Below are 22,540 nucleotides of genomic sequence, written 5' to 3'. Positions count from 1 at the left end.
GTCCCCAAAGGGGCGCGTCCCCCGTACCCTGTATCAGCATCACACCCCTGTTTTGAGGAAGGCGTACGTCGGTCATGGCGCAGCAGGACACCGATCAGCAGCACACCGGGGTGCTCCCCGTGGACGACGACGGCTTCGTCATCGACACCGAGGACGGTGAGGAGCGCGAGGCGGCCTACCGCGAGCGTGGTACCTCGCGGCCGATCACGGTCGTCGGCAACCCGGTGCTGCACAAGGAGTGCAAGGACGTCACCGAGTTCGGGCCCGAGCTCGACCAGCTGGTCGCCGACATGTTCGCCAGCCAGCGCACCGCCGAGGGCGTGGGCCTGGCCGCCAACCAGATCGGCGTCGACCTGAAGGTCTTCGTCTACGACTGCCAGGACGACGAGGGCAAGCGGCACGTCGGTGTGGTCTGCAACCCCGTGCTGGTCGAGCTGCCCGCCGAGCAGCGCCGCCTGGACGACAGCAACGAGGGCTGCCTCTCCGTGCCGACCGCGTACGCGCCGCTGGCCCGCCCCGACTACGCGGAGGTCACCGGGCAGGACGAGAAGGGCAACCCGGTCAAGGTGCGCGGCACCGGCTACTTCGCGCGCTGCCTCCAGCACGAGACCGACCACCTGTACGGCTACCTGTACATCGACCGGCTCTCCAAGCGCGAACGCAAGGACGCCCTGCGGCAGATGGCCGAGAACGAGCCCCGCTACCCGATCGTCGCGAACGACCAGTGAGCGGCTCGACCGGCATCAACGGCTGAGTCACAGCAGGACGGTCGGGGCTCGCGCGCACGCGCGGGCCCGCCCGAGCGGCGCCTTGTCAGGGGAAGTCCCTGACAAGGCGCCGTTCGCATGTGCGTCGCACGTTCGATCCCTTGTGCTCCTCTAGTGATCCATATTCAGTCACGCAAGGGGAGATTCTCAGCACTGTGGGGTAGCGAGTGAAGCAAATCCGTTCCCAGAACGGTCAGTTGTGGTGCTGAATGGGATGTGCGGGGATACGCAACGGCGCACGCCCGGCACAGCGGGAGGGGCGCGGCGTCAACCGGCGGCTGAGAGGGGTTTGTTCGTGCATGCATTCTCACACGGCACTTCATCGACACCGACCGTGGTCGCGGTTCCACCGGCGCTCTCTCTCCCGGTGATCGAGTCCGCGTTTCCCCGTCAACTGCACCCGTATTGGCCGAGGCTTCAGCAGAACACACGTTCGTGGCTGAGGGAAAAACGGCTCATGTCGGCGGACAAGGTGGAGGAATATGCCGACGGCCTTTGCTATACGGACCTCATGGCGGGCTACTACATTGGCGCCCCCGACGAGGTCATACAGGCGATAGCGGACTACAGCGCGTGGTTCTTCGTCTGGGACGACCGGCACGACCGCGATGTCATCCACGGTCGAACCGCCGCCTGGCGGAGGCTCAGGCTCCGGCTGCATGCGGCTCTCGACTCCCCGAGGGAGCACCTGCACCACCAGGATCCCCTGGTCGCGGGGTTCGCGGACAGCATGGTGCGGTTGTACTCGTTCCTGACCAAGAAGTGGAACGCGCGCTTCGCCCGGCACTTCCATGCCGTGATCGAGGCGTACGACCGGGAATTCAGGAACCGTACCGGCGGCATCGTGCCCACGGTCGACGAATATCTCGAACTGCGGCGGCTCACCTTCGCGCACTGGATCTGGACCGACCTCCTGGAGCCGAGCGCGGGCTGTGAACTTCCCACCGCCGTGCGGAATCATTTCGCATATCGGCGGGCAGCCCTGCTGAGTCAGGAATTCGCCGCCTGGTACAACGACCTGTGTTCGCTCCCGAAAGAAATAGCGGGAGACGAGGTCCACAATCTCGGAATCAGCCTCATTCATCACGAGGGGCTGACGCTCGAAGAAGCGGTCAAGGACGTCCGGCGGCGGGTCGATGAATGCGTCACCGAATTCCTCGACGCGGAAGAGGACCTCAACCGGTTCGCCGACATCCTCGCGGACGGCACCGTGCACGGCAAGGAATTGAGCGTCGCCGTGAAAGCGTGCCTCGGCAATATGCGGAACTGGTTCAGCTCCGTGTACTGGTTCCACCACGAGTCCGGCCGGTACACCGTCGACAGCTGGGACGACCGCTCCACACCCCCGTACGTCAACAACGAAGCGGCAGGTGAGTCATGACCGTCGAGTCCGTGAAGCCCGCGCAACCCGCGGCACCGCAGCTGCCCGTCCCGCCCCTCGCCGGGGGCGGCCTGCCGGTCCTGGGTCACGGCTGGAAACTGGTCCGCGACCCGCTGGGCTTCCTCGCCCGGCTCCGCGACCACGGCGACGTCGTACGGCTCAAGCTGGGCCCCAAGACGGTGTACGCGCTCACCTCGCCGGCCCTCACCGGAGCGATGGCGCTCAGCACCGACTTCAAGATCGACGGACCCCTCTGGGAGTCCCTGGAAGGCCTGCTCGGCAAGGAGGGAGTCGCCACCGCGAACGGGCCCAGGCACCGCCGGCAGCGCCGCACCATCCAGCCCGCGTTCCGGCTCGACATCATCCCCGAGTACGGACCCGTCATGGAGGAGGAGGCGCGGGCACTCGCCGAGCGCATGGGCTCGGGCGAGCCGGTCGACTGCACCTCGGAGTCGTTCCGTGTCGCCGTGCGCATCGCGGCGCGCTGTCTGCTGCGCGGCGAGTTCATGGACGAGCGCGCCGAGCGGCTGAGCATCGCGCTCGCCACCGTGTTCCGCGGCATGTACCGGCGCATGGTGATCCCGGCGGGCCCGCTCTATCGGCTGCCGCTTCCGGCCAACCGCAAATTCGATCGGGCACTGGCCGATTTGCATCTCCTCGTCGACGAGATCGTCGCCGAGCGCCGCGCATCCGGTCAAAAGCCGGACGATTTGCTGACGGCATTGCTGGAAGCGAAGGACGAGAACGGCGAGCCGATCGGCGAACAGGAGATCCACGACCAAGTCGTAGCGATACTCACGCCCGGCAGCGAAACCGTGGCGTCCACGATCATGTGGCTGCTGCAAGTCCTCACCGAACATCCGGAACACGCCGCACGGGTGGCCGAGGAGGTCGAATCCGTCGTCGGGGACCGACCCGTCGCATTCGACGACGTCCGGAAGCTGTCGTACACCAACAATGTCGTCGTCGAGTCGATGCGGCTGCGTCCCGCCGTATGGATTTTGACCCGGCGGGCGGTGACCGAAACCGAACTCGGCGGCTATCGGATTCCGGCCGGTGCCGACATCGTCTACAGCCCGTTCGCCATCCAGCGCGATCCGCGTTCGTACGACGGGCATCTGGATTTCGACCCCGACCGCTGGCTTCCGGAACGGGCCAAGGACGTCCCGAAGTACGCCATGAGCCCCTTCAGTGTGGGCAACCGGAAGTGCCCGAGCGACCACTTCTCGATGGCGCAGTTGAGCCTGATCACGGCGACCGTGGCGTCCCGGTGGCGGTTCGAGCAGGTCTCCGAGTCCAATGACGCGACCCGCGTCGGCATCACCCTGCGTCCGTACCGGCTGTTGCTGAGGGCCCTGCCGCGGTGACCGCGCGGCGTCGTCCGCGGTGACCCCGTGTCCGTACCGGTGCGCGTTCAGGCAGCCCGCGGGCCCCTGAACGTGCGCCGGTACGCCTGCGGGGTCGTCCCCAGGCTCCGGACGAACTGGTGGCGCAGCGCGGCCGCGGTGCCGAACCCGGTGCGGCCCGCGATCGCGTCCATCGTCTCGTCCGACGCCTCCAGCAACTCCTGTGCCAGCAGCACCCTTTGGCGCAGCATCCAGCGGTACGGGGTGGTGCCGGTCTCCTGCTGGAAGCGGCGCGCGAAGGTGCGCGGGGACATGTGGGCGCGGCCCACGAGCGGCGTATCGACCGTCAGCTAGGGCTTCGTGACCAGCACCGTGACCGTCCACTCCTGAATGCCCTTGCACGACACCTTGCCCGGGGCGGTCGCGCAGAGCGGCCGGGACGAGGTGAGGTGGACGGTTCCCGCCGAGACCGCCTTGAAGGCGGAGCTCGCGTCGCCCGCCTGAAGGACGACGCCGCTGTTGGTGGCCTCTAGCCCGATGCCGCTGACCTTGACGGGGGTCCACGGCCGACTGGCGGTGCCGTCCAGGGTGAGGCGGAGTACGCCGCCGGCCGTGAGGCAGTACGTGTGTCCGGTGTCGGCGGCGTCGAGCTCCGCGGGTGCCGTGTCGCAGCCCTGGTGGCTCGTCGTGGGGGACGGCGACACGGTGCCGCTGCCGCCCGCGTCACCGCCGCTCTGTGTGCCGCAGCCCGCGAGCAGCAGGGGCAGGGCCGTGAGGGCGAGGATCCGATGGTGGGTCGTACGGCGCATGGGGTGGCACCTCCTTGTCGCTTGGACGTGCCACCCCCGCATCAGGATCCACACAGGGACACAGGGCCCTGGCCGCGACGCCGGCCAGGGCCCCACCGGTCAGCTGGTCGTGACGGCGGTGTCGTCCACGACGAAGCTGGTCTGGAGCGAGGAGTCCTCGGCACCGCTGAACTTCAGGGTGACGGTGGACCCGGCGAACGAGGACAGGTCGAAGGTCTTCTGCGCGTAGCCGGAGGCGGCGTTGAGGTTCGAGTACGTCGCCAGGGTGGTCGATCCAGCGGTGACCGTCAGCTTGTCGTACTGGCTGCTGGTGGTGGTCTCCGCGGTGTCGATGTGCAGGTAGAAGGTGAAGCTGGCCTTGCAGCCGGACGGGATCGTCACCGACTGGGAGAGCGTGTCGGTGTGCGTCGAGCCGTAGCCGTCCATCCACGCCTTGTAGGAACCGGCGTGCGCGGCCTCACTGCTGGAGTTGGTGATGACGCCACTGCTGGCGGTCCAGGTGGTGTTGCCCGACTCGAAGCCCGGGTTGCCGAGCAGCTGCGCCGAGGTGCAGGTGCCGCCGCCGGAGGAGCTGACGGTCCAGGTGAAGGAGGCCGAGCCGGAGGCGCCCGTGCTGTCGGAGGCGGAGACGGTGACGCTGTACGTACCCGCGGTGCTCGCGGTGCCGGAGATCAGGCCGGTGGAGCTGCTGATCGACAGACCGGTCGGCAGACCGCTCGCGCTGTAGGTGAGGGTCGCGCCCGCGCTGTCACTGGCCGAGATCTGCAGGCTGACCGAGCCGCCGGTGGTGGTGGACTGGCTGCCCGGGTTGGTGACGGTCACCGTGTTGCCGGTGCTGGTGCCCGAGGTGAAGGCGGCGGTGCCGTTGGGGGTGCCCCAGCCGGTCGGGCCGTCGTAGCCGGTGGCCGCGGTGCAGAAGTACGAGGGGGAGCAGGAGCCGTTGTTGCCGCTGGTCACGTCGTACAGGTTCGAGGTGTGGGAGTACGGGTACTTCGCCGGGTAGTCGCTGGAGCCCGGGGTGCCCGCGAGGGCGTACACACCCGCGATGATCGGCGAGGAGGCACTCGTACCGCCGTAGACCGCCCAGCCGGAGCCGCCGTAGGTGTCGTAGACGGCCACGCCGGTGGCGGGGTCGGCGACCGCGGAGACGTCGGCCTCCATGCGCTTGGAGCAGCCGGTGTCGGTCTGCCAGCTCGGCTTCGCGTCGTAGGCGGAGCAGCCGGAGCCGGTGCCCTCGGTGCTGCTGGTCTTCCACACGGACTCGGTCCAGCCGCGGGTGGAGGAGGAGGTGCTCAACGCGGTGCCGCCGACGGCGGTCACGTACTGGGACGTGGCCGGGTACTCGGCGCCGTAGGCCTCGTCACCGGAGGAGACGGTGATCGCGACGCCCGGGTGCTTGAAGTACGAGGTGTCCTCGCTGGTCTGGGAGGAGTCCTCGGAGCCGCCCCAGCTGTTGGAGACGAACTTCGCGCCCAGCGTCACGGCCTCGTTCTCGGCGGTGCCGAGGTTGGCGTCGGTCGCGGAGGTGGCCTCGACCAGGATGATGTTGCAGTTCGGGCAGACCGCGCTGACCATGTCGATGTCGAGCGCTTCCTCGCCCGCCCAGCCGGTGTCGTTGGTCGGCAGGGAGGTGGTCGAGCCGGTCTGGCTGACCTGCTTGAAGCAGCCGTTGGCCTTGGTACAGGCCGACAGGCCGAACTGCGAACGGTAGGTCGCGAGGTCCGACTCCGCGTTGGGGTCGTTGTACGCGTCGACCACGGCGACGGTCAGGCCGGAGCCGCCGGTGGAGGGCAGGTTGTAGGCGCTGTGCAGGTTGGCCGGGCTCAGGCCGGACACCGCGGCGGCGGCGTTCGGGGAGATCGCGGCGGCCAGCTTCTGCGTGATGTCGGTGCGGCGCTCGGCGAAGCAGGACGCGTGACCGGGCGTCGGGGCGCCGCACAGGTGTGTGGTCGGCACCTTCTGGCCCGCCTTGCCCGTGGAGTGCACGGCCTGCGCGGCCGGGGCGGTCAGGGCCTTCGCGTTCTGGGCGACCCGGGAGGGCTTGGCGGTGGTCGGCGCCGGCTGCGCGTTCGCGGCCGGGGCCGCCATGAGTCCGGCGACCGTGAGGGCGAGGGCGGGCGCGGCGGCGGTCAGAAGTCTTCGCAGTCGCCGGGCGGGCCTGCTGGGGGGTGTCTCACGCATGGGGTGCTGCCTCCATCGGTTTGAGGCCGGTGCCGTGCGGACCGGGGTAGGGCCGCGCACGGCTCCACAGCCGGAAGTGGGGCTTCTCGGCGTTGCTTGGCAGGCCCGTGACGCGCGTAGCGTGAGAGAAGTGCAGGGATGTCATGGGCATGCCAATGGAGTCGCCCTGTCGTGCCGCTGTACGTGACATGTCAGGACGGCCAGAACCTAGCCGGGGCCGATGACGCCCGGATAGCCGCGCCCGAAGAACTTTGCCGCTCCATAGGGGGTCCATGCACCGTCCATGGGCGGTCCATGGACGGTGCATGGACCACCCATGGACGAGACGCGGTGATGCCGGGCCGCACACGCGCGGCCCGGCATCACCGGTGTCGTACCGTCAGAAGACCCCGCACGGTGAGAAGTTCTCGTACCGCCAGAAGCCCTCGGACGGCCAGAAGCCCTCGTACGGTCAGAAGTCCTCGTCGAAGCCGACCGAGCCCTCCACCGCCACCTGGTACGCCGAGGGGCGGCGCTCGAAGAAGTTGGTCAGCTCCTGGACGCCCTGGAGCTCCATGAAGGAGAAGGGGTTCTCGGAGCCGTACACCGGGGCGAAGCCCAGCCGCTGGAGACGCTGGTCGGCCACGCACTCCAGGTACTGGCGCATCGACTCGGTGTTCATGCCCGGCAGACCCTCACCGCACAGGTCGCGCCCGAACTGCAGCTCGGCCTCGACGGCCTCCCTCAGCATGTCGGTGACCTGCTGCTGGAGCTGGTCGTCGAAGAGCTCCGGCTCCTCCTTGCGCACGGTGTCCACCACCTCGAAGGCGAAGGACATGTGCATCGTCTCGTCGCGGAACACCCAGTTGGTGCCGGTGGCGAGACCGTGCAGCAGACCCCGGCTGCGGAACCAGTAGACGTACGCGAAGGCGCCGTAGAAGAACAGGCCCTCGATGCACGCGGCGAAGCAGATGAGGTTGAGCAGGAAGCGACGCCGGTCCGCCTTGGTCTCCAGGCGGTCCAGCTTCTCCACCGAGTCCATCCACTTGAAGCAGAACTCGGCCTTCTCCCGGATCGAGGGGATGTTCTCGACGGCGTCGAAGGCGGCGGCGCGGTCCTGCGGGTCGGGGAGGTAGGTGTCCAGCAGGGTCAGATAGAACTGGACGTGGACCGCTTCCTCGAACAGCTGCCTGGAGAGATACAGGCGCGCCTCGGGGGAGTTGATGTGCTTGTAGAGGGTCAGCACGAGGTTGTTCGCCACGATCGAGTCGCCCGTCGCGAAGAACGCGACCAGCCGGCCGATCATGTGCTGCTCGCCCTGCGAGAGCTTCGCGAGGTCGGCCACGTCCGAGTGGAGGTCGACCTCCTCCACGGTCCAGGTGTTCTTGATGGCGTCCCGGTAGCGCTCGTAGAAGTCCGGGTAGCGCATGGGGCGGAGGGTGAGTTCGAAGCCCGGGTCGAGCAGGTTCTTTTCGGTGGAGCTCATTACTGGCAGGCCTCGCAGGACTCGGGGTTCTCAAGGGAGCAGGCGATGGCGTCCTCGTCGGGGATCGCCTGCACGGGGATGATCTTCTCCGGCTGAGCCTGCGCCTGGGCGGCGCGGGCGATACGGGTCGCCGGGCGGGAGCGCAGGTAGTACGTCGTCTTCAGACCCGACTTCCAGGCGTACGCGTACATCGAGGAGAGCTTGCCGATGGTCGGCGTCTCCAGGAACAGGTTCAGGGACTGGGCCTGGTCCAGGAACGGGGTACGCGCGGCGGCCATGTCGATCAGACCGCGCTGCGGGATCTCCCACGCGGTGCGGTACAGGTCGCGGACGTCCTGCGGCACCCAGGTGAAGCCCTGCACCGAGCCGTTGGACTCGCGCAGCGCCTCCCTGGTCTGCGCGTCCCACACGCCGAGCTTCTTCAGCTCGTCCACCAGGTAGGAGTTGACCTGGAGGAACTCACCGGAGAGCGTCTCGCGCTTGAACAGGTTGGACACCTGCGGCTCGATGCACTCGTACACGCCCGCGATGGACGCGATGGTGGCGGTGGGCGCGATGGCGAGGAGGAGGGAGTTGCGCATGCCCACGGCGGCGATACGTTCCCGCAGGGCCGCCCAGCGCTCCGGCCAGGTCAGCTCCACGTCGTAGTGGTCGGGGTGCAGGACGCCACGGGCCGTACGGGTCTTCTCCCAGGCCGGGAGCGGGCCGCTGCGCTCCGCGAGGTCGGCCGAGGCCTCGTACGCGGCGAGCATGATCCGCTCGGCGATCCGGGTGGAGAGGGCCTTGGCCCGCGGGGAGTCGAAGGGGACGCGCAGCTTGAAGAAGACGTCCTGGAGCCCCATCGCGCCGAGGCCGACGGGCCGCCACTTCGCGTTCGACCGGCCGGCCTGCTCGGTCGGGTAGAAGTTGATGTCGACGACACGGTCGAGGAAGGTGACGGCGGTGCGGACCGTCTCGTCCAGCCGCTCCCAGTCGATGTCCCCGTCGATCACGAAGGCGCCGAGGTTGACCGAGCCGAGGTTGCAGACCGCCGTCTCCCCGTCGTCCGTGACCTCCAGGATCTCGGTGCAGAGGTTCGAGGAGTGGACGGTGTGGCCCGGCTCCGCCGTCTGGTTGGCGGTGCGGTTCGCGGCGTCCTTGAAGGTCATCCAGCCGTTGCCGGTCTGCGCGAGGGTACGCATCATGCGGCCGTAGAGGTCACGGGCCGGGATGGTCTTCTTGGCGAGACCGGCCGCCTCCGCCCTGCGGTACGCGGCGTCGAACTCGTCGCCCCACAGGTCGACCAGCTCGGGCACATCGGAGGGGGAGAAGAGGGACCACTGCCCGTCGGTGTCGACCCGGCGCATGAACTCGTCCGGGATCCAGTGCGCGAGGTTCAGGTTGTGCGTACGGCGGGCGTCCTCACCGGTGTTGTCGCGCAGCTCGAGGAACTCCTCGATGTCGGAGTGCCAGGTCTCCAGGTAGACCGCGGCCGCGCCCTTGCGCCGGCCGCCCTGGTTCACGGCGGCGACGGAGGCGTCGAGGGTCTTCAGGAACGGCACGATGCCGTTGGAGTGCCCGTTCGTACCGCGGATCAGCGAACCGCGCGAACGGATCCGGGAGTACGACAGTCCGATGCCGCCCGCGTGCTTCGAGAGGCGGGCCACCTGGTGGTAGCGGTCGTAGATGGAGTCCAGCTCGTCCAGCGGGGAGTCGAGGAGGTAGCAGGACGACATCTGCGGGTGCCGCGTACCGGAGTTGAACAGCGTGGGGGAGGAGGGGAGGTAGTCGAGGCGGCTCATGAGCCCGTAGAGCGCCGCGACCTCGTCCAGGGCCCGGTGCCCCGCTTTTGAATCGAGCGCAGTGTCCTCGGCCAGGCCCGACGCCACGCGCAGCATGAAGTGCTGGGGCGTCTCGATGACCTTGCGGGTGATCGGGTGCCGGAGCAGATAGCGGCTGTGCAGGGTCCGCAGGCCGAAGTAGCCGAAGCGGTCGTCGCCGTCGGTGTCGATCAGGGCGTCCAGCCGGGCCGTGTGCAACTGGACGAACTCCGCCGTGCGGTCGGCGATCAGGCCCTCGCGGTGGCCGGTGGCGATCGACTCGGAGAAGGACGTGACGCCCTGCGAGGCGGCCTCCGCCGCGATGCTGATCGTCAGCAGCCTGGCCGCCAGCCGGGAGTAGACGGGGTCCTCCGAGATGAGGCCCGCGGCCGCCTCGGTGGCCAGCTCGCGCAGCTCCGTGTCGTCCGCGCGCGCGGACCGGCCGCGCAGCGTGGCGGCGGCGACCCGGCTGGGGTCGGCGTCGGGGAGGTCGGCGGTGAGGTCGGTCAGGGTACGCAGCAGCGTGGTACCGGGACCGTCCGTCTCCACCGGGACCTGCTTCCGCTCCTGCTGTGCGAAAGCGGTAGCTGAAGCCGGGTCGGCTGGCGCGATGGTCACTTGGGGCTCTCCCTCGCTCGGCACGGGGCCTGGCGGAGGGCAGGGCAGCTCACGAGCGCACACGGCGTCGCGTCCACCGACCCATTCCGCGAGGCCCGGACGTCATGCACCCGGGCCGGATGGCCGGGCGCGCTGTCGGCAGGTCCTCGGACTGACGCGAGTGCGTGGGCGCGGATGCGCGAACACGTACAAGTACACCGTTGCGGGACAGTTCCGGATTCGCACCGGATTCCCCTGCGGCGACAGCGAGCATGAGCATACATCTTGTGCCGGGCCGCGGTGACACCCCCACATGTTGTGTCGCGCTGGTGTCAGAGTGTCAACTCATAGGTGAGGAGAGTGATGTCGTCGAGGTCGGGGATCGGGTTCCAGTCGCGGTCGGGGGTACGGGTGAAGCCGAGGCGTTCGTAGATGCGGTGGGCGGCGTGCATGGTGCGCTGGGTGGAGAGCACGACGCGTACGCAGCCGGCGGTGGCGCGTGCGTGGTCGACGCAGGCGCGGACGAGGGTCTCGCCGGCGCCGCGGCCGCGGGACTCACGCGCGACGGCGAGCATACGGATCTCGGCTTCGCCGGGGAGGGCTATGTCGGCCATGGGGCCGCCGTGCGGTACGAAGGTCACGGCGCCGAGGAGGTGGCCGTGGTCCACGGCGACGAGGACCTCCGCGGCGGCGGCCCGCTTCGCCACGTCCCGCAACTCGCCGAGGTACTCGTCGCTCTCCCCGAAGTCGAGCAGACCGTCGCCGAGGTAGGCCTGCGCGGTGATCTCGCCGATGCGGGCGTATTCGTGGGGGCGGGCGTGTCTGATGCGGATGTCCATGCCGGTGAGTGTGCAACAGGGCGCGGGAACGGGCCGCCGGATTTTCGTCCGACGGCCCGTGGGGGTTGTTGGTGCGGTTCTTCGGCTGCGGGCCCGGTGGGGGCTGGTCGCGCAGTTCCCCGCGCCCCTGAAAGCCTGGGGCGCCGGGGCGCAGCCCCGTGCCCCAGGGGCGCGGGGAACTGCGCGCCAAGCCCCCACCCACCCGCAGTCAACACACGTACCCGGGGGCCTGGGGGCGGAGCCCCCGGCTCAGTGGGCGGAACCGGCCGTGGCCGGGGGAAGCTCCGCCTCGACGCCCGGGTCGCCCGCGTCCGCCGTGTAGTCCTCCGGAGACGTCTCGTCGATGCCGTCGGGCGCCTTGAAGGCGCGGAGGGCGAAGGTGAGGACGACGGTGACCACGACGTTCAGGACGAAGGCCGTCAGACCGATGTAGCCGATCTCCCCGATGCCCGGGATCTCCTTGGAACTGCCGCCGAAGTGCTTCTGGGTGGGAGAGGCGACCCCGTACGCGGCGAGCGTGCCGTACAGCATGCCCACGGCCCAGCCCCCGAGCAGCGCCCAGCGGTGGAACCACCGGGTGAACAGGCCGCCGACCAGCGCCGGGAAGGTCTGGAGGATCCAGATGCCGCCCAGGAGCTGGAAGTTGATCGCGACCGTCTTGTCCATCGTCAGGACGAAGACCAGCGCGCCCACCTTCACCAGGAGCGAGACCAGTTTCGAAACCCTGGTCTCCTGTTCCGGGGTCGCGTCGGGCTTGATGAAGTCCTTGTAGATGTTGCGGGTGAAGAGGTTCGCGGCCGCGATGGACATGATGGCCGCCGGAACGAGCGCCCCGATGCCGATCGCCGCGAAGGCCACCCCGGCGAACCAGTCCGGGAACATGTTCTCGAAGAGCTGGGGGATGGCGAGCTGGCCGTTGGTGACCTTGACCCCGGCCGCGATCGCCATGAACCCGAGCAGGGCCAGCAGGCCCAGCATCAGGGAGTAGAGAGGAAGGATCGTGGTGTTGCGGCGGATCACCTCACGGCTGCGGCTGGAGAGCGTCGCCGTGATCGAGTGCGGGTACATGAACAGCGCGAGCGCCGAGCCGAGCGCGAGGGTGGCGTACGTCCACTGGCCCGCCTGGGCGGGCACGAGCCCGCCGGCCCCCGCCGCCGTGTACTTGTCGCCCGCGGCCTTGAATATCTCGTCGAACCCGCCCAGCTTGATCGGGATGTAGATGATGGCCACCGCGATCACTATGTAGATCAGGGTGTCCTTCACGAACGCGATCAGGGCGGGGGCCCGCAGCCCCGAGGAGTAGGTGTACGCGGCCAGCACACCGAACGCGATGAGGAGCGGAAGGTCCTTCACGAACCAGTTCGTGTTCTCGCCGCCGCCCACGCCCATCACGTCCAGGACGGCCTGGATGCCGACCAGCTGGAGCGCGATGTACGGCATGGTGGCGAGGATGCCGGTCACGGCCACGGCGAGGGACAGGCCCTTCGAACCGAAGCGGCCGCGCACGAAGTCCGAGGTCGTCACGTAGCCGTGCTTGTGGGAGACCGACCACAGGCGGGGCAGGAACGTGAAGATCAGCGGGTAGACGAGGATCGTGTACGGAACGGCGAAGAAACCGGCCGCGCCCGCCGCGTAGATCGCCGCCGGTACGGCGACGAAGGTGTACGCCGTGTAGAGGTCGCCGCCGAGCAGGAACCAGGTGACCCAGGTGCCGAACGAACGTCCGCCCAGGCCCCATTCGTCGAGGCTGTGCTCGTTGTCCGGCCTGCGCCAGCGCGCGGCCAGGAAGCCCATGACCGTGACGGCCAGGAAGAAGAAGATGAAGACGCCGAGCGCGACGCCGTTCACGCCGTCCTTCACTTCGCCGCACCCCCGCCCTGGGAAGCACGGGCGCGCTGGTCACGCTGCCACAGCTTGTACGCGCTCACGGTGAGTGCCGTGGAGATGAGCACCCACAGCATCTGGTACCAGTAGAAGAACGGGATGCCGATGAACGTGGGGTCGGTCTTGGCGTAGGACCCGACCCACAGCATCGCCACGAACGGGGCGATCAGGCACAAGGCGATGACCACCCGGATCGGCGTCACCACCGGCGGTTCGGTCTTCGGCGCTTCTGACACGTCTGACATGAGGCGGCTCCGTTTTTTCGCAGTTCACCCGTGCAATGCGCAGGCAATCTAGGCGACGGTGTCAGCCAAACGGAACCCCTCGTCCGTATCTCGGTCCGGGCAACGCGCCAGGTGCGCCGCCCCGCGGCCTGTTCCCGGGGTGTCCGAGAGTCACGCCACTCCCGCGGGGTGCCTGGGAGGGGCCACTCCCGCGGGGTGCCGAGGCCCGCTACTCCTGCGGGCGCTTGAGCCGCGCCACGAACTTGTACCGGTCGCCCCGGTACACCGACCGCACCCACTCCACCGGCTCGCCCTGCCGGTCCAGCGAGTGCCGGGAGAGCATCAGCATGGGCAGACCGACGTCGGTGCCGAGCAGGCCGGCCTCGCGCGGGGTGGCCAGCGAGGTCTCGATGGTCTCCTCGGCCTCGGCGAGATGGACGTCGTACACCTCGGCGAGCGCGGTGTAGAGGGACGTGTACTTCACCAGGCTGCGGCGCAGGGCCGGGAAGCGCTTCGCGGAGAGGTGGGTCGTCTCGATGGCCATCGGCTCGCCGCTCGCGAGGCGCAGCCGCTCGATGCGCAGCACCCGGCCGCCGGCCGAGATGTCGAGCAGCTCGGCGAGGGTGTCGTCGGCGGTGATGTAGCCGATGTCCAGGAGCTGCGAGGTGGGTTCAAGACCCTGGGCGCGCATGTCCTCGGTGTACGAGGTGAGCTGAAGCGCCTGGGAGACCTTGGGCTTCGCGACGAACGTGCCCTTGCCCTGGATGCGTTCGAGGCGGCCCTCGACGACGAGTTCCTGGAGGGCCTGGCGCACGGTCGTGCGCGAGGTGTCGAACTCGGCGGCGAGAGTGCGCTCGGGCGGTACCGGCGTGCCGGGCGGCAGTGTCTCCGTCATGTCCAGCAGGTGCTTCTTGAGGCGGTAGTACTTGGGCACGCGCGCGGTACGGATGGGGGCCCCACCCTCGTTCTCCGCACTGCTGACGTCGGTGCTCATGCTCTGCCTTCCCGGCTCCGGGTGCCGAAGCGACCGACATTCCGCCGGTCACGGCTCACATCGTGGCACGGCTTCGTATGCGAGTGTCCCCCCGCACGCTCCGTGATCCCCTCTATATACCGTCGGCGCACCCGTTGGTCTAGTCCATAGCGTGGACTCGGGGCGGCCGAGCGGCGTGCGAGGCCGGTGAACGGCCCCGGCTTTTATGTCACTTACCTACTTAAAGGTCCTTGCATATGTAGGTCCCATAACGGACGACCAGTCGGGCTTACACACCCTTGACACCCCTCTAGGTCTAGGCCAAGCTCCCCGTACTGGTCTACACCATTGGTCCAGTCCCAGTCCCACGGGCAGTACTCGGCAGCGCTTCGGCATGTGTCACCGCGGTGGGCAGGGGGGTTTATGGCATCCCTGAGGAGGGTGGCGTGAAGCGGAAGCTGGCAGCCGCGATCGGTATCGCGGGCATGATGGTCTCCATCGCGGCGTGCGGGAGCAGCGACAACAACTCCGGGGGGTCGGACAAGGGCGCGGACGCGAAAGTACTGACCGTCTGGCTCACGGTGGACGCGCAGAACAACTGGCCCGATCTGGTGAAGGCCGCCGACGCCGCGGTGCAGAAGGCGCACCCGGGCGTCAAGATCAACCACGAGTACTACGGCTGGCCGGACAAGAACACCAAGCTCGACGCGGTCCTCGCCACGGACAAGGTCCCCGACGTGGTCGAGATGGGCAACTCCGAGATGCTCGGCTACATGGTCAAGGGCGCCTTCGCTCCCGTCGACGCCTCGAAGTTCGACAACGCGTCCGGGTGGCTGGACGGCCTCAAGACGTCCGTCACCTACGAGGGCAAGACCTACGGTGTGCCGTACTACGCCGGTGGTCGCGTCGGTAACTGGCGCAAGGACGTGGCGGCTTCGGTCGGCGTGAAGACGACCCCGAAGACGTACCAGGAGCTCCTCTCCGACCTGGACAAGATCCAGAAGAAGGAGGGAAGCAAGTTCAGCGCCTGGTACCAGCCGACCCGTGACTGGTACGCCGCGATGTCCTTCGTCTACGACGCCGGCGGCGCCATCGCCAAGGACGAGGGCGGCCAGTGGAAGGCGAGCCTGTCGTCGCCCGAGTCCCTGAAGGGGCTGAACGAGTTCAAGACGATCGTCGACAAGTACATGCACGGCGACAAGACCAAGGACGAGTCCGACCGTTACATCGTCTACGGGCAGGGCAAGTCCGCCATGATCTTCGGCGCGGCCTGGGAGGGCGCGACCTCCGAGGACCCGAAGAGCGACAAGACCGGCAAGCTCAAGGGCAACCTCGAGAACTTCGTGATGCCCGGCCCGTCCGGGAAGAACCTCCCCGTCTTCCTCGGCGGCTCCGACCTCGCCATCCCGGTGAAGTCCAAGGCGCAGGCCCTCGCCGCCGAGTGGATCAACGCCTTCACGGGCTCCACGGGCCAGAAGGGCCTGATGGCCAAGGGCAACCTGCCCAACAACAAGACCGACCTCGCCACCCTCAAGAACGACCCGGCGACGGCGGTCCCGGCCACCGCGGCCGAGTCCAGCTGGTTCGTGCCGATGGCGCCGGGCTGGGGCCAGGTCGAGAAGGCCCAGGTCCTGCAGACCATGCTGCAGAACATCGGCACCGGCAAGAAGTCGGTGGAGGACGCCGCGAAGGAAGCGGACGCCGCGATCGACAAGGTCATCAACACCAAGTGACCTGAGCACGGGGCCCGGTGGGACCCCGGGGCACCTCCGGGGCTTCACCCGGGGCGGGCCCCGGGGTACGTCCGGGCACGTCCGGGGCGGTCCTGGGGGTCTCCTCGGGTACGCCTGCCGGGGCCTTGCCGGGCCAGCCGGGCCCGGGTTCCCGCCGCTCCCCGCACGGCCGCGCGGGCTTCGAACCGTGCACCACCGTGCGAGGTCCGGACCGCGTACGACCTGGGCGGCTTTCGCCGGGGTGCGGCCGTGCGGGGTTCGGGCCGTGTGACCGCGGGGGGCCGCTCCCGTGTACGACCCGTGTGGGGTTCGGGCTGGGCGTGACCGCGTCGGGTTCGGGCCCCGCACGGCCGCGAGGGTTCGGGCCGTGCGCGGCCGCGGGGTTCGCCCCCCGCGCGGACCGTGCGCCGGGCGGGCCACGTACGACCGGGCGAGGCGCCTGCCGCGTGCGGCCCGGGTGTGTTTTGCCTGTGTTCGACCGTGTGGGGCTTGCCCCGCGTACGACCCCGTGCGGGGCTTCGACCACGTACGACCTGAGGGACCGCTGAGGAGCGCGCGATGAGTGCCGCAGACACGACCACCCCCGCCAAGGTGCCGCCGCCGCGGCAGGCACCGCCACCGGCCGTCCCCAAGGCGCCTCGCAGACGGCGGACCTCGGGCGAGGCGGCTGTCCCCTGGGCCCTGCTCGCGCCTTGTCTGCTGATCCTCGCGCTGGTCATGGGCTATCCCCTGGTCCGCCTGGTCACCCTCTCCTTCCAGAAGTTCGGGCAGTCCCAGCTCTGGGGCTTCCAGCCGGCCGAGTCGGTCGGCTTCGACAACTTCAGCAAGGTGCTGGGCGACAGCGAGTTCTGGACGGTCGTCGTCCGCACGATCGTCTTCGCCGCCGGGTCCGTCGTCTTCACGATGGTCCTCGGCATGCTGATCGCGCTGCTCCTCCAGCGCGTCTCGGGCTGGGTGAAGACGCTGATCAACATCGCGCTCGTGGCCACCTGGGGCATGCCCATCATCGTGGCCACCACCGTCTTCAAATGGCTCTTCGACTCCGACTACGGCATCCTCAACGCGCTGCTGAGCAAGCTGCCGGGCGTCGACATGGTCGGCCACAACTGGTTCGCCAGCGGCCCCCAGGGCCTGGCCGTGATCATGCTCCTGGTGGTGTGGGGCGCGGTGCCGTTCGTCGTCATCACACTCAGCGCGGGGCTGACCCAGGTGCCGAGCGAACTGGAGGAGGCGGCCCGGCTGGACGGCGCCGGCGCGTGGGGCGTCTTCCGCTACGTCACGCTCCCGATCCTCAAGCCCATCGTCGTGATGCTCACGACGCTCTCCGTCATCTGGGACATGGGCGTCTTCCCACAGGTCTTCGTGATGCGGGGAGGCCACCCGGAGGCGGAGTTCCAACTCCTCACCACCTACTCGTACGACCGCGCGTTCGTCGTCAACGACTACGCGCAGGGGTCGGCGATCGCCCTGCTCACCGTGGTGTTGCTGCTGGGCGTGGTCGCCGTGTACATGCGTCAGATGCTGAAGATCGGAGAGGTCGAATGAGTACCCTCGCCACGGCGGGCCGGCGCCGGGGGAAGTCCAGACTCGGCTGGAACCTCCTCGGCCTCCTCGTCTTCGTCACCGTGGGCTTCCCCGTCTACTGGATGCTGAACACGGCGTTCAAGCCGGCGAAGGACGCCATCGACTCCGACCCGAGCCTGTTCCCCACGGGGCTCACGCTCGACAACTTCCGTCGCGCGCTCGACATCGCGGACTTCTGGGGCCCCGTCGGCCGGAGCCTGATCGTCTCCCTGTCGGTCGTCGTGATCGGCGTCGTGGTGGGGATGCTGGCCGCGCTGGCCATCTCCCGCTTCGCCTTCCGCGGCCGCAAGATCGTGATCGTCGGCATCCTCGCGGTCCAGATGGTCCCGCTGGTCGCCATGATCATCCCGGTCTTCCTGCTGCTCAACGACCTGGACCAGTACGACAAGCTCTCCGGCCTGATCATCACGTACCTGACCTTCGTCCTTCCCTTCACGGTGTGGACGCTGCGCGGCTTCATCGTCAACATCCCGAAGGAGCTGGAAGAGGCGGCCATGGTCGACGGCTGCTCGCGCACGGGAGCCTTCATACGGGTGGTCTTCCCGCTGCTCGCGCCCGGCATGGTCGCCACGTCCGTGTACGCGTTCATCCAGGCCTGGAACGAGTACATCTACGCCCTGATGCTCATGAGCCAGGACCATCAGACCGCCACCGTCTGGCTCGGCAACTTCACCACCAAGCACGGCACCGAGTACGCCCCGATGATGGCCGGCGCCACGATGATGGCCGTGCCGATCGTCGTGCTCTTCCTCATCGTCCAGCGCAAGATGGCCGCGGGGCTGACCGCGGGCGCCGTGAAGGGATAACGCCCCCCGATGACGACACTCGCCAGTGGTACGACCGCGTCCTCTTCCGACAGGAACGGCTTGGCGCGCGACGCGCTCACCGTCCTTCAGCCCGGTTTCACCGGAACCACCGCCCCCGACTGGCTGCTGCGCCGCCTCGGCGAAGGGCTCGCCGCCGTCGGCCTGTTCGGCCGGAACATCGCCTCCCCCGAACAACTCGCGTCCCTGACCGCCCAGTTGCGCGCGGAGCGCGACGACGTCCTGGTCGCCATCGACGAGGAGGGCGGCGACGTCACCCGCCTGGAGGTCCGCGCCGGCTCCTCCTACCCCGGCAACCACGCGTTGGGCGCGGTCGACGACGTGGAGCTGACACGGGCGGTGGCCTCGGCACTCGGCCACCGCCTCGCCGCCTGCGGGGTGAACCTGAACTGGGCCCCCTCCGCCGACGTCAACTCCAACCCCGACAACCCGGTCATCGGCGTACGGTCCTTCGGCGCCGACACCGACCTGGTGTCCCGGCACACGGCCGCCTACGTCACCGGGCTCCAGTCCGCGGGCGTCGCGGCCTGCACCAAGCACTTCCCCGGCCACGGCGACACGGCGGTGGACTCGCACCACGCGCTGCCGCGCATCGACGCCGACCTGTCGGTCATCGAGGCCCGCGAACTCGCCCCGTTCCGGGCCGCGATCGCCGCGGGCACGCGTGCCGTGATGAGCGCGCACATCCTGGTCCCGGCGCTGGACCCGGACCGCCCGGCCACTCTCTCCCGCCGCATTCTCACCGGCCTGCTCCGCGAGGAACTCGGCTACGAGGGCCTCATCGTCACCGACGGCATGGAGATGCGGGCCATCGCCGGGACGTACGGCATCGAGCGGGGCAGCGTCCTCGCCATCGCGGCCGGCGCGGACGCGATCTGCGTGGGCGGCGGGCTCGCGGACGACGAGACGGTACGGCGTCTGCGCGACGCCCTCGTCACGGCGGTGCGCACCGGGGAACTCCCCGAGGAGCGCCTCGCGGACGCGGCCGAGCGGGTACGGGCGCTGGCCCGTTGGACGGTGGCGGCCTCCGCGGCCCCACAGGAGGCCGAGCGGGAGCCGGCCGACGTGGGGCTCGTCGCCGCCCGACGTGCGCTGACAGTGACCTGCGCGCCGTCGTACGAGTCGGTGGGCGCACCGCCGTTCGTCGCCGCCTTCACCCCCGTGGCGAACATCGCCGTCGGTGACGAGACCCCCTGGGGCGTGGCCGCGGAACTGGCCCGGTTGCTGCCCGGCACGCAGACGGGCAGCTTCGCGGGGGAGGGGGCGGCGACGGAGGCCCTGGCCGCCGCGGGCCCCCGCCGCGTCGTCGCTGTCGTCCGCGACGAACACCGGCACCCCTGGATGGCGACCGCCCTGGACACACTGCTGCGGGAACGCCCCGAGACGATCGTGGTCGAGATGGGCATCCCCCAGGCCCCGCCCCGGGGCGCTCTCCACATCGCCACGCACGGCGCGGCGAGGGTGTGCGGCCGGGCCGCGGCGGAGGTCATCGCGGGGGAGTGAAGGCCGGCGAGAAGCAAAGAGGAGGGTGCCGAGCCCCAGCGGCCCGGCACCCTCTCTTTTTCGCCTCGTGGCCTTTCGCCTCGTGGTCTTATCGCACCCGCCGGGTCAGATCCCCTGCCAGTCCGGCTTGTTCGCGAACGTGTGCCGGAAGTAGTCCGCCAGCTTCAGCTTGGACGCGGCGGCCTCGTCCACGACGACGGTGGCGTGCGGATGGAGCTGGAGCGCCGAGGCGGGGCACACCGCGGCCACCGGCCCCTCCACGGTCGCCGCGACCCCGTCGGCCTTGCCCTCACCCGTGGCGAGCAGGACGAGATGCCGCGCCTCCAGGATCGTGCCGATGCCCTGGGTGATGACGTGGTGCGGCACCTGCTCGATGTCGCCCCCGAAGAACCGCGCGTTGTCGACTCGGGTCTGCTCGGTCAGCGTCTTGATCCGGGTCCGCGAGGCGAGTGAGGAGCAGGGCTCGTTGAACCCGATGTGCCCGTCGGTGCCGATCCCGAGCAGCTGGAGGTCGACGCCACCGGCCTCGGCCAGCGCCTTGTCGTACGCCTCGCACGCGGCCCGCACGTCCTCGGCGGTGCCGTCCGGCCCCATGAACGCGTCCACGTCCAACCCCAGCGGTTCGAGCACCTCACGCCGCAGCACCGACCGGTACGACTCGGGGTGCTCGGCGGGCAGCCCCACGTACTCGTCGAGCTGCGCGACGCGTGCCCGCGAGGTGTCCACGGCACCGGAGCCCACCTTCGCCGTCAGCGCCTGATAGATGGGCAGCGGCGTCGAGCCGGTGGCCACGCCGAGCAGAGCGTCGGGCTTGCGCCGGAGCAGCTCCGCCATGGCCTCGGCGATCAGCTCGCCGCCCGCCTTGGCATCGGGAACGATGACAACTTCCACGCTGGGCCTGCCGATCTGGAGAGGGGCTCGCCGGGAACCGTGAGAGAGCACATGTGGTGTAGACCAATCTAGCAAAGGTGGCCCACCCGTGGTCCGCCGCGGGTCCCCCCTGACTGACGGCGGTCGTCGCATCGGGCGACCACGACGCCGCCGACGCCTGGGCCGAACGGGCCGGGGCCGCCGCCGAGGCGGCCGAACGTAGCGGCACACCCAGTAAAGCCCTGCCCACGGGCGATGAGATGCTGATACCGATCCCCGAGATCCGCACCGCACGCACCACCCCGTATCGGCCACGGTCGACGCGTACGACCGGAACGTCCCCAGGAGGCCCCCATGACCGCGCCCACCCCGGCCCCCCGGACCGACGACGACCGCCCGGGTCGGATCATGGCCCGGGAGATGGCCGAGCAGCCCGACGTGCTGCGCCGGATCCTGGAGGAGGGCGCGCCGCGGATCCAGGAAGTGGCCCGGCAGGTCGCGGCCCGGGAGCCCCGCTTCGTGCTGCTCACCGCCCGCGGCACCTCCGACAACGCCGCCCTGTACGCGAAGTACCTGCTGGAGATCCAGCTGGGCCTGCCGTGCGGGCTCACCTCGATGTCGACGACCACGGCGTACGGCGCGCGGCCCGATCTCACCGACGTCCTGGTCATCACCGTCAGCCAGTCCGGCGGCTCCCCGGACCTGGTCGCCTCGACCCGGGCCGCCCGTGAGGCCGGCGCCATCACGCTCGCGGTGACCAACAACCCGGACTCACCGCTGGCGGCCGTCTCCGAGTACCACCTCGACATCATGGCCGGACCCGAGAAGGCCCTGCCCGCCACCAAGACCTACACGGCCTCCCTGCTCACCCTCTATCTCTTCGTCGAAGGCCTGCGCGGCGGCGACGGCGCCGCGGCCAAGGTGCTGCCCGATCTCGCCGCGCACCTCCTCACCCGGCAGGACGAGATCCGCACGCTCGCCTCCCGCTACCGCTTCGCCGAGCGCATGGTGATCACCTCGCGCGGCTACGGCTACCCCACGGCCAAGGAAGCCGCCCTGAAGCTGATGGAGACCAGCTACATCCCCGCCCTCTCGTACTCCGGCGCCGATCTGCTGCACGGCCCGCTCGCCATGGTCGACAACATCTCCCCGGTCATCGCGGTCGTCACCGACGGGAAGGGCGGCGAGGCGCTCCAGCCCGTGCTCGACCGGCTGCGCGGGCGCGGCGCCGACCTGGTGGTCATCGGCCCCTGGGCCCAGGTGGAACAGGCCTCGGCCGGGTTCGTCCTGCCCACCGAGGGCGTGGCCGAGGAGCTCCAGCCGCTCCTGGAGATCCTTCCGCTCCAGCTCCTGGCCTACGAGGTCACCATCGCCCGCGGCCAGGACCCGGACGCGCCGCGCGCCCTGGCGAAGGTGACGGAGACCCGCTGACCATGGCCGTCCGGCCTCATTGATGAGCCGATCCGGCCCCCACCGGGGCCGAACCGGGCTACTCTGCGTGGTGGATGCTGTTGGAAGTTGGATAAAGAGACAACAACAAACATCCGCCGACGCATGGACGCCGCACGTGGTCTAGTCCACAATGTGCTGGTAAGCCATGGATCGACGAAGCGTTGCTTACGACGAGGCGTTGATTCACGCAGACCTCCGTCTTCCCCGCACAGGAAGGCGGACCGAGGAACCGGCGCTCTCTGCCCTGACTGCTCCGGGTCCTCTCCTTCGGCCGACCGGGACCGCACAGCCCGTGGCCGTTGCTGCTCC

Annotated in this window: 17 protein-coding genes, 1 pseudogene and 1 riboswitch; of the genes and pseudogenes, 8 read left to right on the top strand and 10 right to left on the bottom strand. The window is 69.3% G+C overall.

What is annotated here, in order from left to right:
• Positions 1 to 74 precede the first annotated feature (74 nt).
• The 3 genes from def to OG568_RS19185 all read left to right on the top strand — a co-directional run bounded on the left by def (position 75) and on the right by OG568_RS19185 (position 3,515).
• On the top strand, positions 75 to 728 hold the full coding sequence (gene def / locus OG568_RS19195) for a peptide deformylase (protein WP_266431624.1): 654 nt from the start codon (positions 75 to 77) through the stop codon (positions 726 to 728).
• A 334-nt stretch (positions 729 to 1,062) separates the two neighbouring features.
• Positions 1,063 to 2,148, top strand: coding sequence for an epi-isozizaene synthase (gene cyc1, locus OG568_RS19190; RefSeq protein WP_329532471.1), 1,086 nt, complete (start codon positions 1,063 to 1,065; stop codon positions 2,146 to 2,148).
• Positions 2,145 to 3,515, top strand: coding sequence for a bifunctional albaflavenone monooxygenase/terpene synthase (locus OG568_RS19185; protein WP_329532470.1), 1,371 nt, complete (start codon positions 2,145 to 2,147; stop codon positions 3,513 to 3,515). The genes cyc1 and OG568_RS19185 overlap by 4 nt, the downstream gene beginning before the upstream one ends.
• A 47-nt stretch (positions 3,516 to 3,562) precedes the next feature.
• On the opposite strand, the pseudogene OG568_RS19180 reads toward OG568_RS19185, so the two are convergent.
• The 9 genes and pseudogenes from OG568_RS19180 to OG568_RS19140 form a co-directional block, all read right to left on the bottom strand.
• Positions 3,563 to 3,826, bottom strand: a pseudogene (locus tag OG568_RS19180) (helix-turn-helix domain-containing protein); the annotation flags it as partial.
• Positions 3,827 to 3,844: 18 nt separating this feature from the next.
• Positions 3,845 to 4,303 (bottom strand): hypothetical protein, encoded by a 459-nt coding sequence (locus OG568_RS19175; protein ID WP_329532469.1) that lies wholly within the window; start codon positions 4,301 to 4,303, stop codon positions 3,845 to 3,847.
• A 99-nt stretch (positions 4,304 to 4,402) separates the two neighbouring features.
• Positions 4,403 to 6,484 carry a putative Ig domain-containing protein gene (locus OG568_RS19170; protein WP_329532468.1) on the bottom strand — a complete coding sequence of 694 codons (2,082 nt, stop codon included), beginning with the start codon at positions 6,482 to 6,484 and terminating at the stop codon, positions 4,403 to 4,405.
• 451 nt (positions 6,485 to 6,935) lie between these two features.
• The gene (locus tag OG568_RS19165; RefSeq protein ID WP_266585693.1) at positions 6,936 to 7,949 is read right to left on the bottom strand and encodes a ribonucleotide-diphosphate reductase subunit beta; all 1,014 of its coding nucleotides are present in this window, start codon (positions 7,947 to 7,949) and stop codon (positions 6,936 to 6,938) included.
• The gene (locus tag OG568_RS19160) at positions 7,949 to 10,366 is read right to left on the bottom strand and encodes a ribonucleoside-diphosphate reductase subunit alpha (RefSeq protein ID WP_329532467.1); all 2,418 of its coding nucleotides are present in this window, start codon (positions 10,364 to 10,366) and stop codon (positions 7,949 to 7,951) included. The genes OG568_RS19165 and OG568_RS19160 overlap by 1 nt, the downstream gene beginning before the upstream one ends.
• Before the next feature lie 120 nt (positions 10,367 to 10,486).
• A riboswitch (cobalamin riboswitch) is annotated at positions 10,487 to 10,625 on the bottom strand.
• 52 nt (positions 10,626 to 10,677) lie between these two features.
• Complete coding sequence (locus OG568_RS19155) at positions 10,678 to 11,184, bottom strand: GNAT family N-acetyltransferase (protein WP_329532466.1); 507 nt, start codon at positions 11,182 to 11,184, stop codon at positions 10,678 to 10,680.
• A 249-nt stretch (positions 11,185 to 11,433) separates the two neighbouring features.
• Positions 11,434 to 13,044, bottom strand: a complete 1,611-nt coding sequence (mctP, locus tag OG568_RS19150) for a monocarboxylate uptake permease MctP (RefSeq protein ID WP_266628454.1) — start codon at positions 13,042 to 13,044, stop codon at positions 11,434 to 11,436.
• On the bottom strand, positions 13,041 to 13,313 hold the full coding sequence (locus OG568_RS19145; protein WP_443075189.1) for a DUF3311 domain-containing protein: 273 nt from the start codon (positions 13,311 to 13,313) through the stop codon (positions 13,041 to 13,043). The genes mctP and OG568_RS19145 overlap by 4 nt, the downstream gene beginning before the upstream one ends.
• A 208-nt stretch (positions 13,314 to 13,521) precedes the next feature.
• Positions 13,522 to 14,286, bottom strand: a complete 765-nt coding sequence (locus OG568_RS19140) for a GntR family transcriptional regulator (RefSeq protein WP_054228140.1) — start codon at positions 14,284 to 14,286, stop codon at positions 13,522 to 13,524.
• Between the two features lie 425 nt (positions 14,287 to 14,711).
• Between OG568_RS19140 and OG568_RS19135 the strand changes: the two genes are divergently transcribed.
• The 4 genes from OG568_RS19135 to OG568_RS19120 all read left to right on the top strand — a co-directional run bounded on the left by OG568_RS19135 (position 14,712) and on the right by OG568_RS19120 (position 19,909).
• The gene (locus OG568_RS19135; protein ID WP_329532465.1) at positions 14,712 to 15,998 is read left to right on the top strand and encodes an extracellular solute-binding protein; all 1,287 of its coding nucleotides are present in this window, start codon (positions 14,712 to 14,714) and stop codon (positions 15,996 to 15,998) included.
• A gap of 558 nt (positions 15,999 to 16,556) precedes the next feature.
• Positions 16,557 to 17,543 (top strand): carbohydrate ABC transporter permease, encoded by a 987-nt coding sequence (locus OG568_RS19130; RefSeq protein WP_329532464.1) that lies wholly within the window; start codon positions 16,557 to 16,559, stop codon positions 17,541 to 17,543.
• Complete coding sequence (locus OG568_RS19125; RefSeq protein WP_329532463.1) at positions 17,540 to 18,388, top strand: carbohydrate ABC transporter permease; 849 nt, start codon at positions 17,540 to 17,542, stop codon at positions 18,386 to 18,388. The genes OG568_RS19130 and OG568_RS19125 overlap by 4 nt, the downstream gene beginning before the upstream one ends.
• Before the next feature lie 9 nt (positions 18,389 to 18,397).
• Entirely contained in the window at positions 18,398 to 19,909 is a 1,512-nt protein-coding gene (locus OG568_RS19120) for a glycoside hydrolase family 3 protein (RefSeq protein ID WP_329532462.1), read from the top strand.
• 105 nt (positions 19,910 to 20,014) lie between these two features.
• Here the strand turns inward: OG568_RS19120 and nagB are convergent, their stop codons facing one another.
• Positions 20,015 to 20,800, bottom strand: coding sequence for a glucosamine-6-phosphate deaminase (nagB, locus tag OG568_RS19115; protein WP_329532461.1), 786 nt, complete (start codon positions 20,798 to 20,800; stop codon positions 20,015 to 20,017).
• A 333-nt stretch (positions 20,801 to 21,133) separates the two neighbouring features.
• On the opposite strand from nagB, the gene OG568_RS19110 reads away from it, so the two are divergent.
• Positions 21,134 to 22,210: an SIS domain-containing protein gene (locus OG568_RS19110; RefSeq protein WP_329532460.1), complete on the top strand. Its 1,077-nt coding sequence runs from the start codon at positions 21,134 to 21,136 to the stop codon at positions 22,208 to 22,210.
• Positions 22,211 to 22,540: the final 330 nt, after the last annotated feature.

Origin of the sequence: Streptomyces sp. NBC_01450, assembly GCF_036227505.1 — a bacterium.
Classification (GTDB): Bacteria; Actinomycetota; Actinomycetes; order Streptomycetales; family Streptomycetaceae; genus Streptomyces.
Note: the sequence above shows the minus strand (reverse complement) of the source record. Positions and strands in the feature narration are given on the sequence as shown.